This is a genomic window from Marinobacter sp. CH_CUG1437-1, assembly GCF_037029655.1.
Classification (GTDB): Bacteria; Pseudomonadota; Gammaproteobacteria; order Pseudomonadales; family Oleiphilaceae; genus Marinobacter; species Marinobacter salsuginis.
In genome coordinates, this window is record NZ_JAYMEW010000002.1 from 540,856 (window position 1) to 557,128 (window position 16,273).

A 16,273-nucleotide genomic window follows, 5' to 3' on the forward strand; every position below is an offset into this window, starting at 1 on the left:
GCGATTTACTCCCACTCCACGATGGATACGGAAGGCTGATAGTTGGAAGAGCGATCCTCAACGCGGATCTCCAGAGCGGCCGTACCGGTGCCCTTTTCAAATTCCAGAGACGCGGCCTGCTTGTAGGGACGCTCATCCGGACCGATTCCCTCGATGAACGCCGTCATCTGGTGAACTCCGGTTTTCAGGTTACCCACGTACAGCCGCTGCATGCCGCCGCGTTCAAGAGCCGTGACCTGGCGCTGCGTGTAGAGATGAGAGGCGACGATCTCGTCATTGACCTTCAGCTTCACTGCATCGAGCTTCAGGAACTTTCCGGCATCCACGCTGAGAAACACCGCAACCTGGGTGTTGGCCGGAAACAACAGATCCTCTTCAAGGATGAACAAGTCCCGGTTCAGCCGGATCACCTTCTTTTTCAACGCCTCCACCTGTTCGGCGACGGCCGTATCATCGTCATCTGCTCCGGTATCTGTCTGGGCGAACACGGGCCCTGTCAGTGCAAGTGTCAGTGCTGCCAAAAGAGCCGGAAATCGATGGTTCAAGCAAGTGGCCATGGTCGTTCTTCCTGCATGCTCAGTATTCAAGAATCAACGACGCCCGGGTGACCAGCGCGTCGAAGGAATAAAGGGGTTCTTCTCCGGGGAGATAGTCGCCGGGTGCGGTTACATCCCGGAAGTTGTCATAATCAAAATTCAGCCAGTCCAGCAGAAGGCTGAACTGCAGGCGATCAATGCCGGGAAGCGACGTCTGCTTCCATTCATAGACGGCGCCTGCTGCCAGGGTTGTCCCCGAGAGAGAGCTGAGCTCCTTGTCCCGTGCAAGATGAGTCTGGGAGTTCTCGAACGGGAAAAGATCGCTGTAAAAATCCGCCTCATTCTGGCTGTAAAAGCGGATGGAGCCCTCAAGGGTCCAGTGCTGGTTCAATCCGTGAACGTATCCGAGTTCGACAGTATGGGCATTGATGCCCCAAGTATCGGAAAAATAGCGGTATTCCCCCCGGATCGAGGCCCGGTACGGTAGATAGTACAACGCTCGCAAAGCCACGGAAGTACTGGTTCGGGTTTCCGGATAACGCTCCGGCTGGTACAGGAACGCAGTGGAATCGTTGGGATCAATGTAGCGATTCTGACGATAGGGGTTCTGCAGAAAGCCCTCATCCGTGACCACTTCAAGATCGACACCTACCAGGCTATTGCGAGTAACAACCTGGCTAAGGCCCAGCTGATAGTTGCGACGATCGGCCTCTTCGCCGAAGGAATCGTTGCCAACCCGGCCCACTTCGTCCCAGCCACTGGCATAGCCCATGGTAACCGTGGACATGCCTCCGAAGAATTCCTGGCTCACCGAGAAATAGACGGTATTGGCTTCGTAATCGTTTTCCGTGCTGTTGGTAAAGCCCAGACTCAGAATGGATTTATCGTGCAGATAATCGACGCCAAAGGTGTATTCGTTGCGCTCTTCCTCATAAGGGCTGGCTGTGGCCAGAACATCTACCGAGGCCGCTGAAACGGAATCGACATAGTACTGCCCGGACAGGGAGACCTGGGAACCGATACCCTTTCGAACCAACACCGATGGGCCATCGATAACCATGCCCCCGCCGTCATAGCGGTGATACAGAACGTCAACGTTGTCGACAGGAAGGGTGGCTGCAATCGCAGAATGCCCAAACAGTGCCAGTGCAAGCAGGAGGCACCCTGACCGCACCAACTGTCTTCTGTCAGTTGCAGCCACAACCACCTCCCGAACCGCCTTCAGCCCCCCGGGCAGATTCCCGAGCCTGATAGACGTGGTGCATGTAGGAATCCGCTTTGCCATGACGACTCAGGCTCATGACCGGGTCCGCCAGATTATCCCGCTCGTAAGGTTTCACCCAGGGCTTGACTGAGCTGCATCCGGAAACCGCGAACGTGGCGGCCAGAAGAGCGGAGACAGTGAAGATCGACAAACTACGCATAAACGTCCCGTCCGAAAATTACTCGCGCACCAGTTCGCGAATCTGCTGTTCGTACTCGTCTTCGTAACCCGGCTGGTATCCGTAATGGAGATACCGCGCATTACCATCACGATCAATCATCACCGTGGTGGGCATGGCCTGCACTTCGTACAGTTCGCTAACCGAGCTCTCTGGATCGTAGAGGATCGGATAATTCACGGGCACCTTGTCCAGAAAACGATGTGCCTCCTCCCGATTCTCATCCACATTCACTGCCAGAATCGTGAAGCCAAGATCCTTGTACTGGCTATACAACTCATCCATCAGTGGCATCTCCTGGCGGCAGGGCCCACACCAGGAAGCCCAGAAGTTCAGCATCACCACTTCCCCACGGTGATCTTCCAGCCTCAGGTTCTCTCCGGAACGGCTTTCAAGAGTGAAATCCGGAGCCGGAACATTGATTGCCTCGGCGCCCGCCAACGGGCTCAGGCAGGCCAGAATGCCTGCAACTGCGAGTGATTGAATGGATGCTTTCATAACCATTGCTCCTGTATTCAGAAAAAGACGGACAGGCCAGTGCTGACCTCGGTGTTCATGGAGGTTTTCTCGGCCCCGAGAACATCGATTCGGTAGTAGTGCTGTCGCACGCCAAGGTGAACGGCAACGCTGTCCGTCAACAGCACCTGATAGCCCGCACCGGCGTTCAGGGTAAAGCGGGTATCACCGGCAAAATCGGTGGCTCCTGCCCCTGCAATCAGATAGAAATTGGTGTTGAACGCGTAGTTTTCGGTGAGGAAGGCCTCCCCCGGCAGCACGTTGTAGCCCAGATTGATGTTGTAATAGCTGTAATCCCGCTCACTATCGGTGAGCACTTCAACGTTACCCGCCAACTTTTCGAAACTGGTTTCTCCGCCCTCCGCGAAGCCGATTCCGGCCTCGAAGAAGAAAGACTCACTGAGGTGATAGGTGAGCTTGCCACCATAGAGCAGTGACGACTCGAAGTCCTCGATGTTCAGGACACCCACCAACGCGCCGATTTCAAAGTTCTCGGTGTCGATCATTGCCTCGGTAACCGGTACCGGGGTTACGTCAGGCTCGATCAGCGGCCGATCATCCTGGGCCTGGGCAACACCCGCTACACATAGCCCTGCCGCGAGGCACGCTGGTTTCAGAAAAAGATGCTTAGTCCGATTTTCCATTCTGTCGCTTCTTCGTTGGTGGACCGGGTAGTGAACACTTTGTAGTCCTTCACTTCGGCACGGATGAAATATCGATCGGTGATGTAGGCCCGGATGCCAAGGCCGGCATGGCCGATAGCGTTGTCCCGCTCTTCCGGCTCAGCCAGGGTGGCCTTGGGATCCACCCAGATATGCCCGACCCCGAGGGTAAAGAAGGGGGATACCCGCCAGTGTGGAAATGGCTGATGCACCAGATTGGCATCGACCTTCCGAATCTCCGACGCACTGCCCAGAATCTGGGAGGCCCACAGCTCGGCAGACAGGTTCCGAGTCATCCAGAAACCACCGTAACCGGCGGTGACGGCGGCACCATCAAATTCGCCCACCATTAAACCGGCCTCGAACCTCCGATCACTGAAAGAATCAAAATCCGGGACCTGAAGATCCACCCGGTTACCCGTGGCGTCCACTGTCTGTGCGATATCGGCAACAGCTACCCAGCCTTCCCGACCCCGGGAGTCAGTAACTTTGAGCCAGCTTGTCTTGCGCTGAAGAATGGTCAGCCACTCTCCTTGCTCGCTGGTGTGAAAAACCGGATAGCCAGTTGCCGGGCCGGTTCGCCATTCAATGTAAGGTTCGGTCACCTGCACTTGCGCGACGTCCTCGTCACCCTGACCCCACAGCCAACCAGCCCAGCTCTGGGCCGGAAAAAACAACAGAAACACGAGAATGGCAATGGGCATGGCGCGAGTGTCAGTCCTTGGATCAGTCTTCCGGGGCATCGAACGGGTTGTTGAAATACTGGCCGCCAACATCCAGCCATTCCGCGATCAGTCTGAGCTCCGACGGTGTCAGGAAATCGCGGTGCGTTCCCCCCTTGGCAAACACATCAAAGAAATTACTGGCACGGGCGCCGTTGACAGACATTGAAGCCTGCACAGGCACTGTCACGAGGATGGGTTGCTCATTGCCATTGGCATCCAGAATGGGGTTGCCTTCTTCGTCCCTCAAAACCTCTCCCGAGTCCACAAGTACGTCGATCAGGGCTCCGTTAACAAGTTCTTGCCTGTTGTCCGGGAAAAGCAATTCACGGTATGCGTTGAAGTGCAGCGGTTCATCGGGTGACGGGCCATCGCCCAGGTCCAGCTGTCCAGCCGGCACCTGCTGAGCGTCGGCCGCATCGGTGTCGGTATGGCAACTGGTGCAAGTCGTAACGAGTACCTCCATTGTCTCCGGATCAATTATCTCCCGGTTCAGGCTCCAGAGCGGATGAATATGCTGCTCGTAGTTAATTACAATCCGACAATTCGGCGCCCAGTCGCTGGCGCAAACGCCGGATATGGGCTGAGGGGTCTGCAGCTCGCCATAGGCATAGGAAAAGCTGTCAGGCTTTGGATCCACCGCATCACCGGACCACTCATCGGCATAGATCACATCCGGCGTCGGTCGGCGAATATCGTTGATGCGAGCAAACACCTCGGCCATGGTTTCACCCATATCGGCGAACAGGCCCGGGTCGGTATTCGGAAACGGAATACCGGTGGTTGCTGCCCCACCCCATACGGGATCAGGTCCGGCATCCGGCCTGCCATGGGGTGTAGGACTGTTCGGGTTGTGGCAGCCTGCGCACTCGAGGGTTTCACCGGGACGCACCGTCAGCCAGTTCTGGTGCCGCGCACCGATTCGCTGGCCTTGCTCATCCAGCACACTGATGGCGAACGCGACATTGGCCGGCACTGCCACCTTCACGGAGCCGTCCGGCTCGATCGGCACGTAACCCAGGATTTCCCGCATCAATTGAGCGCGGCTCCGGCCAAACGCGCTGTTATCAAAATCCCGGACGTTTTCATCGGGGATGGCGACGGGTTTTTCCAGACGCAAAAATCTGGCGGGACGATCTTCGGGCGGTGTCTGCAGCGGATCGGCCATAACATCGATGCCTGCAGGAGTGGTATCGACACCATCGATATCATACACACTGCGGATGTGCAGAACGCCGTAACCGGCATCCTTCAGCGCGCCTTCTGGACCAGCAAACTGCGATTCAGGAATGAAGCCTTCCAGGGGCCGTTCTTTCATCAGGACCGCTTCATCAAACTGGACACCTTCCACCGGTGGAACCACCGGCCGCTGCGTTTCGCTGTTGATATCAAGAAGCCAGAGACCGTAGACGGGCTCTGCGGGCAGATACGCTTCCGACTCCAGGCGATCATCCGTGCAATTCACAATCCGGTCGGTTGCTACCTCCCGCAAACGGCAGGGAGTCCAGCTCACAAGATAACGGTTGGTCCCGTCCAGCAAGGGAGAAACCGATGCGTAGCTGCCCTTCAACGATAGCTGCCCGTCCAGACCCACTCCGGGAACCAGAGGTTGTTGACCCGTGCCCTCGGTTCCGTCGATGCGGAGATTGGCCTCGACAAACTGCTCGACGTCTACCTCCGCCAGCACAGAGGCGTAATCATCACTCTCAAAGGGACGCAACTGAACCAGCAGATTGCCGCTGTCCGACTTCCGAGGCTGGAGATACTGAATGCTGTTCGCCTCAGGCACGGAATCGTGGGAATGACGACCGTAGAGATAGCTCAACCCGGTGCCATCGGGATTAACGCGATAGAGGTTTACACCGTTGTTTCGGGTCTGGCCGGCATTGTCCCAGCGACTGAACACAATGGTCCCGTCGTCAGCCACCATGGGATCGAGGTCGTGACTCTGGTTAAACGTAATCTGTTCGATGTTCTCGCCATCATCGTCCATCACATGCAGGACAAACGCAGGACTGTCGCCCTCTTCGTCCAGGCCGGAGTATTGAGGCTTGCCTTCATCAAGCAATACCGCCTTGGAGATCCGCTGACGGGTAGAGGAGAAAACGATTCTGCCATCGGGCAGATAGGCGGGAGCAACATCCTGTCCGGCGCGCGCGGTAACGTCCGAGCCAATGATCCGACGCAGGGTGTCTGCACTGACGTCGTATTCCCAGATATTCCAGGTTGGCTGATCCTCGTCATCGGCGCCCTCGATTTCCGGAGCGCGCATGGCGAACAGCAATCTGGCGCCATCATGGGAGACATGGAGATCTTTAACGTCGTAACGCAACTGGCCGTTGTCATCGAGAAATCCCGGCCCGGCGAACGCTCTTGAAGCAATATCCCGTGTTTCAGCATCGGCCGTCGCACTGGCCTTCAGTAGCAGCCTGGCACCGGGGCGGAAGGCCGTAGGGTCTGCGAGGTTGTCCTCCACCAGGGCGCCGGTGTTCTCGTCAAAAAGCAGAGCTCGCTCTACATACGCCACCGGGTTCTCGACAACAACCGGATCCGCCTGCTGGCTGTCGCTGCTTGAAAGACAGCCAGACAGCCCAGCAAGTGAGCCAAGCGCGATAGCCAGACGAGCACTGCGACAGATGTTCAGATTGGGTGACTTAATTTCCAACGTAACAAACCCTGTTCCGGATGACATTCCATGACATAAATTAAGTCGGTTCCGAGGGCAGGCTCCAAGGCTTTTACGTAACCTAATGTAATAACGTGGCCTACAGCTCAAAACGGAGGATATAGCAAGCCGTAAACTTTTAACAAATGTCAAAAGGCATTAATGTGCAGATGCTAACGAAAACCGAGGGAAAGGACATGACCGCCCGGAACAGGATCAGAAGCCTGCTTTGCAAGGCTTGCAGTACCGCAGTTCTCGTCGCACTGGTGTCTGGACAGGCCAGCCTTGTTCAGGCCGGCCCCAGGGAACAGGCCAAACGAATCCACGACCGGATTGCCGGCGTGCCACCTTCCGAAAGCGTCCTGAATTCCATGGCCAGCCTGATTCCTTCTAATCCAGAGGGTGCAGCGTTCATAGCTATGGATGATCCCGCTTTTTACAACGTGACTCTCAAGAACTTCGCTGCACCTTGGACCAATGAGGCCATGTCAAAGTTCGTTCCGTTGAACGACTATATTGCGACTGTAATCGGTTTAGTGAGGGAAAACGAAGACTTCCGAAAAATCCTCTACGACGATGTGCTCTACGTGGGCAATTCATCAGAGTTAGCCGTCCCACCCTATTCGGTTAATAACAACAACCACTATGTTTGGCTTGAGGAAAGAGCAGTTGACCTTAGCGATCCAGACAACCTGGTCCGGGTAAACCAGTCGACCTACACAGGCCTCCCCCCCGCTGCCACGGCAGGCGTGATTACGTCCAGAGCCTCAGCCCGGGCGTTCTTCAGCGCCGGTACCAACCGTGCCATGTTCCGTTTCACATTGATCAACCACATGTGCAACGACCTTGAGCAGGTAGCGGACGTTACTCTGCCGCCAGATCGCATTCGCCAGGACGTGTCCCGCAGCCCGGGAGGGGACAGCCGGGTATTCCTGAACAACTGCGTTGGCTGCCACAGCGGCATGGACCCGATGGCCCAGGCGTTTGCCTATTACGATTACGAATACGACGCCAATACCGATCCTGATGGCGAGCTGGGCCGCTTGGTCTACAACGCCATGGGCGAAACGGATCCTGAAACCGGCTCCCGGGTTCAGGCCAAGTACCACATCAATTCTGCAACTTTCGAGCAGGGCTATGTAACGCCTGACGACAGCTGGGATAACTACTGGCGCCAGGGCGCCAATCGCCGGCTGGGATGGGATCCCTCGTTGCCGGGTTCCGGCAGCGGTGCCAAGAGCCTGGGCAGAGAATTCGCCCATTCAGACGCCTTTGCAGAGTGCCAGGTCAAGAAGGTGTTCGAGAATGTCTGTCTCCGACCGCCATCAGACAGCGCGGACCGTTCACAGGTAAGCAGTATGGTTGCCAGCTTCGCAAGCCAGGGATACAACCTGAAGCAGGTATTCGCAGAATCCGCTGTGTATTGCATGGGGGAGTGAGGACGCTATGAACACATTTAAAGGAATTTCCATGAGCTCCCTCAAATCGGTCCTTGCTGTCACTGGCCTGGCGTTTCTGCTTTCAGCCTGTGGTGGCGAATCCACGGAGCAGTTGCCGAATACCTCCCAGAATTCCGGTACGGTTACCTACAACGGGCCTGCTCCTGCGACCGATGACGTTGCCAGTTTCAAGCGAACCGTGTGGGACAACCTGGTAACCCAGGACAAATGCGGCGCATGCCACGGCTCCAACGGTCAGGCACCGACGTTCGTCAACGAGCTGGACGTCAACCTGGCTTATGCCCAGGCAAACTCCATTGTAAACCTGTCTGATCCTGCTCAATCCACTATGGTGACCAAGGTAGCCGGTGGCCATAATTGCTGGCTGCAGAGCACTTCGGCGTGTGTGGACATTCTCACCACCTACATCTCCAACTGGGCCGGTGGTTCTGAAGGCTCTGCAAAAACTGTCGAACTCCGCGCACCGGCCCTCAAAGAGCCGGGTGCCACGGTTGCCCTGCCCAGCGACTCTGGCCTGTTCTCCAACACCGTATACCCAGTACTCACACAGTATTGCAGTGACTGCCACGGGGACGGCGGCCAGACCCCCTACGTGGCCAGCGCCGATGTCACCACCGCCTACGATCAGGCAAAAAGCCGCATTGATCCGATGAACCCGGGCTCATCTCGCCTGGTGGAGCGCCTTCGCTATGACTTCCACAACTGCTGGGACGACGACTGCGAAGCTTCCGCCGATTTGATGGAGCTGAAGATACTTGAAATGGTCCAGGACCTGAGCGCCGAGCCCGTGGACCCGGCGATGGTAGCGAGCAAGGCACTCAACCTCGAGGCAGACGGCCTGCTCGCCAACTCCGGAGGCCGCTTTGAGGACAACGTGATTGCCCTCTACGAATTCAAGTTTGGTGAAGGCCAGACAGCCTTTGACACCAGCGGCGTATCGCCGGCGCTGGACCTGACCCTCAGCGGAAATGTCGACTGGGTTGGCGGCTGGGGCATCGACCTTGGCCCGGCCGGCGAAAACGAGCAGGGCTTCATGGTCCCGGCCGGCAAGGCCCAGGGCAGCACCACCGCAAGTCGTAAGCTCCACACTTTGCTGACCGCCTCCGGTGAATACAGCATCGAGGCCTGGGTCGCCCCGGGGAATATCACCCAGGAAGATGCCCGCATCGTGACCTACTCGGGTTCATCCACCACGCGAAACGTTACCCTGAGCCAGTCGCTCCAGCGTTACGAGGTACTGCACCGCAGCACCACCAGTGACGAAAATACGCCTTTCGCAACCCAGGACGCCGACATGCTTCTGCAGGCAACCCTGCAGCACGTTGTGGTGAACTACACCCCGGCGACCGGGCGCCAGATCTTCGTGAATGGCGTTCCAACCGGTGATGTCGACCCGGACGACGGTGGACTGTTGACAGAATGGGACGACAGCTTCGCCCTGGTGCTGGGCAACGAAACGGATGGCAATTCGCCCTGGCAGGGCGCGATCCGGATGGTTGCCATCCATAATCGTGCGCTGACACCGGAGCAGGTCCAGGCCAACTTCGAAGTCGGTGTAGGCCAGAAGTTCTACCTGTTGTTCGGCGTCTCTCACCTGATCGACGTGCCCGAGAGTTTCATTGTGTTCGAAGTCAGCCAGTTCGACAGTTACGCGTACCGGTTCACCAGTCCTTTCTTCATCAGCCTGGATGACACCGCCGAACCGTCAAACATCGCGTTGCGAGGCATGCGACTGGGCATCAATGGCAAAGAAGCGACGGTGGGACAGGCCTGGGCCAACCTGGACGTTGTCCTGGACGCTGACAGTTACGAGCCCGGCACCGGGCAACCGCTCTCTTCTTTGGGCACCATCATTGCGCTGGAAAACGGGCCAGGAAATGACGAGTTTTTCCTGACCTTCGACCAACTGGGAGGTAACAGCTTTGCCCGGTCAGAGCCATCCCTGCCTCCGCAGCCGGAGCCTGCAGACCTGGAACCGTCATCGGAGATCGGCCTGAAGACCTTTGACGAGATCAACGAGTCCATGTCGCGAATGACCGGTGTTCCCACGACCAATCAGGCCGTATTCAACACGTACACCACCGTAAAGCAGCAATTGCCCACGGTGGAGACTATCCAGGGCTTCCTGTCCTCTCATCAGATGGCGGTTACTCAGATGGCCATCCAGTATTGCGATGCCCTGGTCTCCAATGCGCAGCTTCGGGACCAGATGTTCCCCGGGTTCGATTTCTCCGCCCCGGCCAGCACGGCATTCGATCACGGCGGTAAGAGCCTGGTTACCGGGCCGCTGCTATCTCGGTTCGTGGGCAGCAACCTGGCATCACAGCCTGGTGATAGCACAATCGAAACTGAGCTCAGTTCGCTCATGGATAGACTGACCAGCTGTGGCGCGGGTTGCGAGCCTGACCGCACAGAAACAGTCGTAAAGGCAAGCTGCGCAGCAGTGCTTGGCAGTGCCACCACCCTGGTTCAGTAGAGGAAGCCGATCATGTTTATACGCAAGTCACGTAAAAAACCTTTGGCCAACGGCAGCCCACTGCTCCACGACGACCACGGCAAGCCAAGGACACGTCGAGAGTTTATCGCGCAGGGCCTTATGGCAGGCTCGGCAACCGTGTTCGGGGCGTCTTTGTTCAGCCTCTTCGGTAATCCCAGAATGGCGTCCGCAGCGCTCTCTTCCGATCTGGAAACCTTGAAGCAAAGCTGTGGCATAGCGGTTCAGGGCGCAGGCAAGATCCCGTTCATCTGTTTCGACCTGGCAGGCGGCGCCAACATTGCCGGCTCCAACGTGCTGATGGGCAAATCCGGCGGGCAAATGGACTTCCTGAGCACCGCGGGCTACAACAAGCTTGGCCTGCCGGGTGACATGCTGCCCAACGACCCAGCATTCGTGAACACCGAGCTGGGCCTTGCTTTCCATTCGGACAGCGGCTTCCTGCGCGGCATCCTGCAGAGCACCAGTGCCGGAACCCGCGCAGCAACTGACGGCGCCATTATTGCGGCTCGCTCGGAAAACGACACTGGCAACAACCCCCACAACCCGATGTATGGTATCCATCGTGCAGGTGCCGACGGCTCCCTGCTCTCTCTGGTGGGTTCCCAAAGCTCTGAATCCGGCGGTAACTCGTTGGCGCCCATGAATCTGATTAATCCGGAGGTTCGCCCCACCAAGATTGACCGGCCGTCAGACGTCACTGGGCTGGTGGACGTGGGCGACCTGATCGGGATTCTGGATCAGCAAGATGCTGTTGCAGTCATGGAGTCTATCCAGCGGATCAGTGACGCCAAGATGAATCAGGTCAACACGAGTATCTCCACGGATGAAGTGGTCAAGGACCTGGTCCGCTGCGGTTACGTAAAGAGCGCCGATCTCGCCGACCGATTCGGCAACCCGGCGGACCTGGATCCGGAGCTGGACCTCGAAATCGTTGGCCCCACCGGCATCTTCAGCCACGATGAGTTCAACAGCAACCGCGAATTCCGCAAAACCGCCTCTGTGATGAAGCTAGTTCTGAGCGGCTACGCCGGTGCCGGCACAATCACGATGGGCGGCTACGACTACCACACGGGAGAGCGCGGAACCGGCGAACGTCGTGACGAGCAGGCCGGCCGCTGTATGGGCGCCTGCCTGGAATACGCAGCCCGGGTGGGTATGCCGTTGATGCTCTACGTATTCAGTGACGGTTCGGTATCGAGCAACGGCCGGATCGACGATTCCATGGACGGTCGCGGCAAAGGCGAATGGACCGGCGACAACCAGCAGACGGCCGCATCTTTCTTCCTCGTTTACAACCCTGCTGGCCGCCCCACTCCGATTCGCAGGCAGATCGGCTTCATGCGTTCTGATGCATCGGTGGAAACCGCTTCCAGTCCGGCGGCCAACAACGTCAATCAGCTGGTTCAGACCGTGTTGCTCAACTACATGGCATTACATGGGGAACAGGCTGACTTCGGCAGCCGTTTCAACGGTCACGGGCTGGGCAACGGCACCTCTCAGGACAGCCTGATAGCCTTCTCGAATGTCGTGAACGGTACAATCGGAAACTAACCGAAACCGCTCGTTCCACCCCCTAGTCGGATTGGGGTGGAACGAGCCCTTCTGACACGTGCATCATGCGCTGGTCATCGATAACAACCACATCGATACCCTTCAAACGCTCGATCATCTCCAGTCCCTTTTGGGGGCCGAGTACGAAGACCGCCGTGGAAAGTCCGTCGGTTGTCAACGCATCCTCGCCAATGATGGTCACGCTCTGAACACCCTGAACGGATTTGCCGGTTTCGGGAGACAGAATGTGATGGACCCGCTCGCCCGCTTCATCCACGAAAAACCGCTCATAGTCGCCGGAGGTGGACACCGCCACGTCCTCCAGTGGCAGAACCACCGCGTTACGCCCCTCTGAGCGGGGATCCCGGATGCCCACGTACCAGGGGCGGCCCCGCTTGTCTCCGAGTAACCGCATATCGCCTCCGGCACTCAGCCGTGCATGGCGGATGCCAGAGCTGACCAGGCGCTCGATCCCCAGATCAACGGCATAGCCCTTGGCAATGCCGCCCAGATCCACCAGGATCCCCTCCTGGCGAAATTCAACGGTTTGCGCACCCTGGTCAAGAATCACATCCCGGAAATTCACCCGGGGCAAGCCAGATTGTAGCTGCTCCTCCGTGGGCTTTTTGCCGGCTCTGAAGTCGTACAGGTAACCGACCGAACCAAAGGTGATGTCGAAGGCGCCATCACTGAGAATCGACACCTCCCGTGCCTTTTCAATAACTTCGAAAAGACCGTCACTGACGGCAACCGGACCATTGGCGGCGTTGCGGTTAAGTCGGGAAACTTCCGAGTCCTCCCGGTAGCGACTCATCTGCTCATCAACCTGATGAAAAACCGCCAGCACCTCTTCCCCGACCTGGTCGGCCAGCACTTTATCCTCTGCCCAGAACTCCAGTTCGATGGGCGTCGTCATGGCGGTGTCGGAAAACCGGTACCACTCGGCGCTGGCCGCGCCCGCAAAGCCAGCAAGCCAAAGGCAGGTTGACACTGCCAGGGTGCGCCGAAACCACTTTCGGAATCCTTCATCCATCATTCTTGGTTCACCATGTCTGTTATCCACTCCTCACCGCCATCGGTGGCTCCCCCCTCCTACTCCCCCCTCATCCCCCCGTCTACGCCAATAAAAAGTGGCGCAGGAGGATGAATGGAGTGCGAGCCAGCCGCAGTATGGATCGAGTCTATTTGGGTGGAATGCGATTACCACTTTCAACAATAACAACTTCTCACCGCCAGAAGTACAAGCGAGGCTACATGATCAAGAACCCGGACTGGTGGCGTGGCGCCGTCATTTACCAAGTTTATCCGCGAAGTTTTTACGACTCCAATGGCGATGGTATCGGGGACCTGCCCGGGGTCACCGCCAAGCTGGACTACATTGCCAGCCTGAACGTGGACGCTATCTGGCTGTCTCCGTTCTTTACCTCACCGATGAAAGACTTTGGCTATGATGTCTCGGACTACCGCAATGTGGACCCAATTTTCGGCACGCTCGAGGATTTTGACGAGCTGATCGCCGAGGCCCACAAGCGGGACCTGAAAATCATGATCGATCAGGTGCTGAGCCATTCCTCGGATCAACACCCCTGGTTCGTGGAGAGTCGTGCCAGCCGTGACAACCCCAAGGCTGATTGGTACGTATGGGCCGACCCGAAATCCGATGGTACGCCGCCAAACAACTGGCTGTCTGTCTTTGGTGGCTCGGCGTGGGCCTGGGACAGCCGCCGAAAGCAGTATTACCTGCACAACTTCCTGACCAGCCAACCGGACCTGAACTTCCACAACCCGGAGGTTCAGAAGCAGGTTCTGTCGGACGTTAAATTCTGGCTCGACCGGGGTGTGGACGGGTTCCGCCTGGATGCCATCAACTTCTGCTTCCACGACCCCAAGCTGCGGGACAACCCTGCCAGCAAGGCGGTGGCAGAAGGCTCAATTGGCGTGCGCAAAGAAAACCCCTACGCCTACCAGTTCCACAAGTTCGACAAGACCCAACCGGAGAACATCGACTTCCTCAAGCGCCTTCGTGCCCTGCTGGACCAGTACCCGGGCACCACGACTGTGGGCGAAATCGGCGACGACAATTCCCTACAGACCATGGCCGACTACACCAGCGGTGGCGACAAGCTGCACATGGCGTATTCCTTCGATCTGCTGACAGAACAGCACGGTGCGGATTTCTTCCACAAGACCGTGAACACCATTGAGGGCAAACTGACCGACGGCTGGCCCTGCTGGGCCATCGGCAACCACGATGTCGCCCGAGTGGCCACTCGCTGGAACGCAACCTCGGAGCAGCAGCTCAAGGCCTACATGGCCATGTTGCTGACCCTGCGCGGCAGCGTTTGCATCTACCAGGGTGAAGAACTGGGCCTGACGGAAGCCGAGTTGCAATACGAAGATCTTGTCGATCCCTACGGCATTACCTTCTGGCCGGAATACAAGGGCCGGGATGGTTGCCGCACGCCCATGGTATGGCATCACGAGGAGTCCCATGCGGGATTCTCCGATGCGCGTCCCTGGCTGCCGGTTTATGATGATCATTACAACGCCGCTGTCGCTGTCCAGCACGCCGAGGACAATTCCGTGCTCGCCGCTTACCGGGCGTTCCTGGGCTGGAGAAAAGACCAACCCATCCTGCTCAAAGGGGACATCGAGTTCAGCAAGAGCCCGAAGAATACCCTGGTTTACACCCGCAGTCTGGGTGATGAAACCGTGATGGTGGCACTGAATTTGAGCGAGAGCGCCGTCACCATTCCAATGCCCGGCGCCGGCACGCCTGAACCGGATACTCCGGATTTCGTGGGCGGCCAGTGGCACGGCAAGGATCTGACACTCGGGCCCTGGGGCATCGACATCGCCCGGCTCTGACATTATTCAATGACCAAACAAGAAGACACGAGATATGGCCAGCGTCACTTTACGCAATATCTGCAAGAGCTATGACGAAGTCCAGGTTACCCGAGACGTAAACCTGGACATTCAGGACGGAGAATTCGTGGTCTTTGTCGGGCCCTCCGGCTGCGGCAAGTCCACCCTGCTGCGCATGATCGCAGGCCTGGAAGACATTACCTCCGGCGACATGTACATCGGCAACGACCGGGTTAACAACCTGCCACCCAAGGAACGGGAAGTGGGCATGGTGTTCCAGTCTTATGCCCTCTATCCCCACATGGACGTGGCAGAGAACATGGCGTTTGGCCTCAAACTGGCCAAGACCAACAAAACCGAAATCAACCGTCGGGTCCAGGACGCCGCCAACCTGCTGCAACTGGACAAGCTCCTGGAGCGCAAGCCCAAGGACCTCTCCGGCGGCCAGCGCCAGCGCGTGGCAATTGGCCGGACCATCGTCCGGGAACCAGAGGTATTCCTGTTTGACGAGCCGCTGTCAAACCTTGACGCCTCCCTGCGGGTCCAGATGCGCATCGAAATCTCCCGCCTGCACAAACGCCTCGGCGCCACCATGGTGTACGTAACCCACGACCAGGTAGAAGCCATGACCATGGCCGACAAAATCGTTGCCCTGGACAACGGTTCCATCGCGCAGGTGGGCAAGCCCATGGAGCTGTACCACTATCCGGCCACCCGTTTTGTCGCCGGCTTTATCGGCTCACCCAAGATGAACTTCATTGACTGCACCGTTGCTTCCGCCAGCAGCCAGTCCGTCACCATCGTCATGCCGGGTGACCACCGACTGGAACTGCCGGTAAACGGTGCCGAGCTCTCCGAGGGCGAATCCGTCACCCTTGGCATTCGCCCGGAACACCTGAGCGAAGATCAGGAAGCCGACATGTATCTGGAAGGGGAAGTGCACGTGGTTGAACGCCTCGGCTACCAGACCCTGGTGCACCTGGACGTCAATAACGTTGAAGGCGTTATCACCATGCGCACCGACGGCTCCAACCCGATTCAGGAAGGCGCCCGAATGACCCTGGGCATGAACGCCAACAAATGCCACCTGTTCCGCCAGGACGGTAACGCCTGCCCCCGCCTTTACCGCGAGCCCTGCATCGATTTCTGACTCCCACTGACTTCCTCAGGGGCCTTGGCTGGCCCCTTTTTTCTGCCGCGTTAGAAACCACATCAACTCTGTCGATCCATAAGAATCGAAGCTCCTTTGATTGAAAACCATCTCCCAGGCGAGCGCATTGGTCGGGACCGTATTGGCAAAACCGTGCGGAGCCATGGATGGCGGAGCCGAGCATACATGGACGTATTAACAGCG

General features: G+C 57.7%; 13 protein-coding genes. 5 read left to right on the plus strand and 8 right to left on the minus strand.

Going from position 1 to position 16,273, the window contains the following annotated elements:
* Window positions 1-5 precede the first annotated feature (5 nt).
* Genes WA411_RS07880 through WA411_RS07910 form a run of 7 tightly spaced genes read right to left on the minus strand, consistent with a single transcriptional unit; the run spans window position 6 to window position 6,570 of the window.
* Complete coding sequence (locus WA411_RS07880) at window positions 6-557, minus strand: AraC family transcriptional regulator (RefSeq protein ID WP_069183333.1); 552 nt, start codon at window positions 555-557, stop codon at window positions 6-8.
* A gap of 19 nt (window positions 558-576) precedes the next feature.
* Window positions 577-1,737 (minus strand): DUF3570 domain-containing protein, encoded by a 1,161-nt coding sequence (locus WA411_RS07885; protein WP_418766802.1) that lies wholly within the window; start codon window positions 1,735-1,737, stop codon window positions 577-579.
* Entirely contained in the window at window positions 1,724-1,960 is a 237-nt protein-coding gene (locus WA411_RS07890; protein WP_069183331.1) for a DUF4266 domain-containing protein, read from the minus strand. Before WA411_RS07890 ends, WA411_RS07885 begins: the two co-directional genes overlap by 14 nt.
* Before the next feature lie 18 nt (window positions 1,961-1,978).
* Window positions 1,979-2,482, minus strand: coding sequence for a TlpA family protein disulfide reductase (locus WA411_RS07895; RefSeq protein WP_136631838.1), 504 nt, complete (start codon window positions 2,480-2,482; stop codon window positions 1,979-1,981).
* A gap of 11 nt (window positions 2,483-2,493) precedes the next feature.
* Window positions 2,494-3,138, minus strand: a complete 645-nt coding sequence (locus WA411_RS07900; protein WP_291907141.1) for an outer membrane beta-barrel domain-containing protein — start codon at window positions 3,136-3,138, stop codon at window positions 2,494-2,496.
* On the minus strand, window positions 3,108-3,860 hold the full coding sequence (locus WA411_RS07905) for an SH3 domain-containing protein (protein ID WP_291907139.1): 753 nt from the start codon (window positions 3,858-3,860) through the stop codon (window positions 3,108-3,110). The genes WA411_RS07900 and WA411_RS07905 overlap by 31 nt, the downstream gene beginning before the upstream one ends.
* 22 nt (window positions 3,861-3,882) lie before the next feature.
* Window positions 3,883-6,570, minus strand: coding sequence for a hypothetical protein (locus tag WA411_RS07910; protein ID WP_291907137.1), 2,688 nt, complete (start codon window positions 6,568-6,570; stop codon window positions 3,883-3,885).
* A gap of 170 nt (window positions 6,571-6,740) precedes the next feature.
* Between WA411_RS07910 and WA411_RS07915 the strand changes: the two genes are divergently transcribed.
* From WA411_RS07915 to WA411_RS07925, 3 genes are read left to right on the plus strand one after another with little or no spacing between them, the layout of a single operon-like run.
* Window positions 6,741-7,982, plus strand: coding sequence for a hypothetical protein (locus WA411_RS07915; RefSeq protein WP_291907134.1), 1,242 nt, complete (start codon window positions 6,741-6,743; stop codon window positions 7,980-7,982).
* A gap of 31 nt (window positions 7,983-8,013) precedes the next feature.
* Window positions 8,014-10,479 (plus strand): LamG domain-containing protein, encoded by a 2,466-nt coding sequence (locus WA411_RS07920; RefSeq protein ID WP_291907131.1) that lies wholly within the window; start codon window positions 8,014-8,016, stop codon window positions 10,477-10,479.
* Between the two features lie 12 nt (window positions 10,480-10,491).
* Complete coding sequence (locus WA411_RS07925; protein WP_291907128.1) at window positions 10,492-12,051, plus strand: general secretion pathway protein GspF; 1,560 nt, start codon at window positions 10,492-10,494, stop codon at window positions 12,049-12,051.
* 22 nt (window positions 12,052-12,073) lie between these two features.
* Here WA411_RS07925 and WA411_RS07930 read toward each other — a convergent pair whose 3' ends face one another.
* Window positions 12,074-13,114, minus strand: a complete 1,041-nt coding sequence (locus tag WA411_RS07930) for an FAD:protein FMN transferase (protein WP_291907126.1) — start codon at window positions 13,112-13,114, stop codon at window positions 12,074-12,076.
* Window positions 13,115-13,305: 191 nt separating this feature from the next.
* On the opposite strand from WA411_RS07930, the gene WA411_RS07935 reads away from it, so the two are divergent.
* Window positions 13,306-14,919 (plus strand): alpha-glucosidase family protein, encoded by a 1,614-nt coding sequence (locus tag WA411_RS07935; protein ID WP_291907124.1) that lies wholly within the window; start codon window positions 13,306-13,308, stop codon window positions 14,917-14,919.
* 34 nt (window positions 14,920-14,953) lie between these two features.
* Window positions 14,954-16,069: a maltose/maltodextrin ABC transporter ATP-binding protein MalK gene (malK, locus tag WA411_RS07940; RefSeq protein WP_291907121.1), complete on the plus strand. Its 1,116-nt coding sequence runs from the start codon at window positions 14,954-14,956 to the stop codon at window positions 16,067-16,069.
* The last annotated feature ends 204 nt before the right edge of the window (window positions 16,070-16,273 follow it).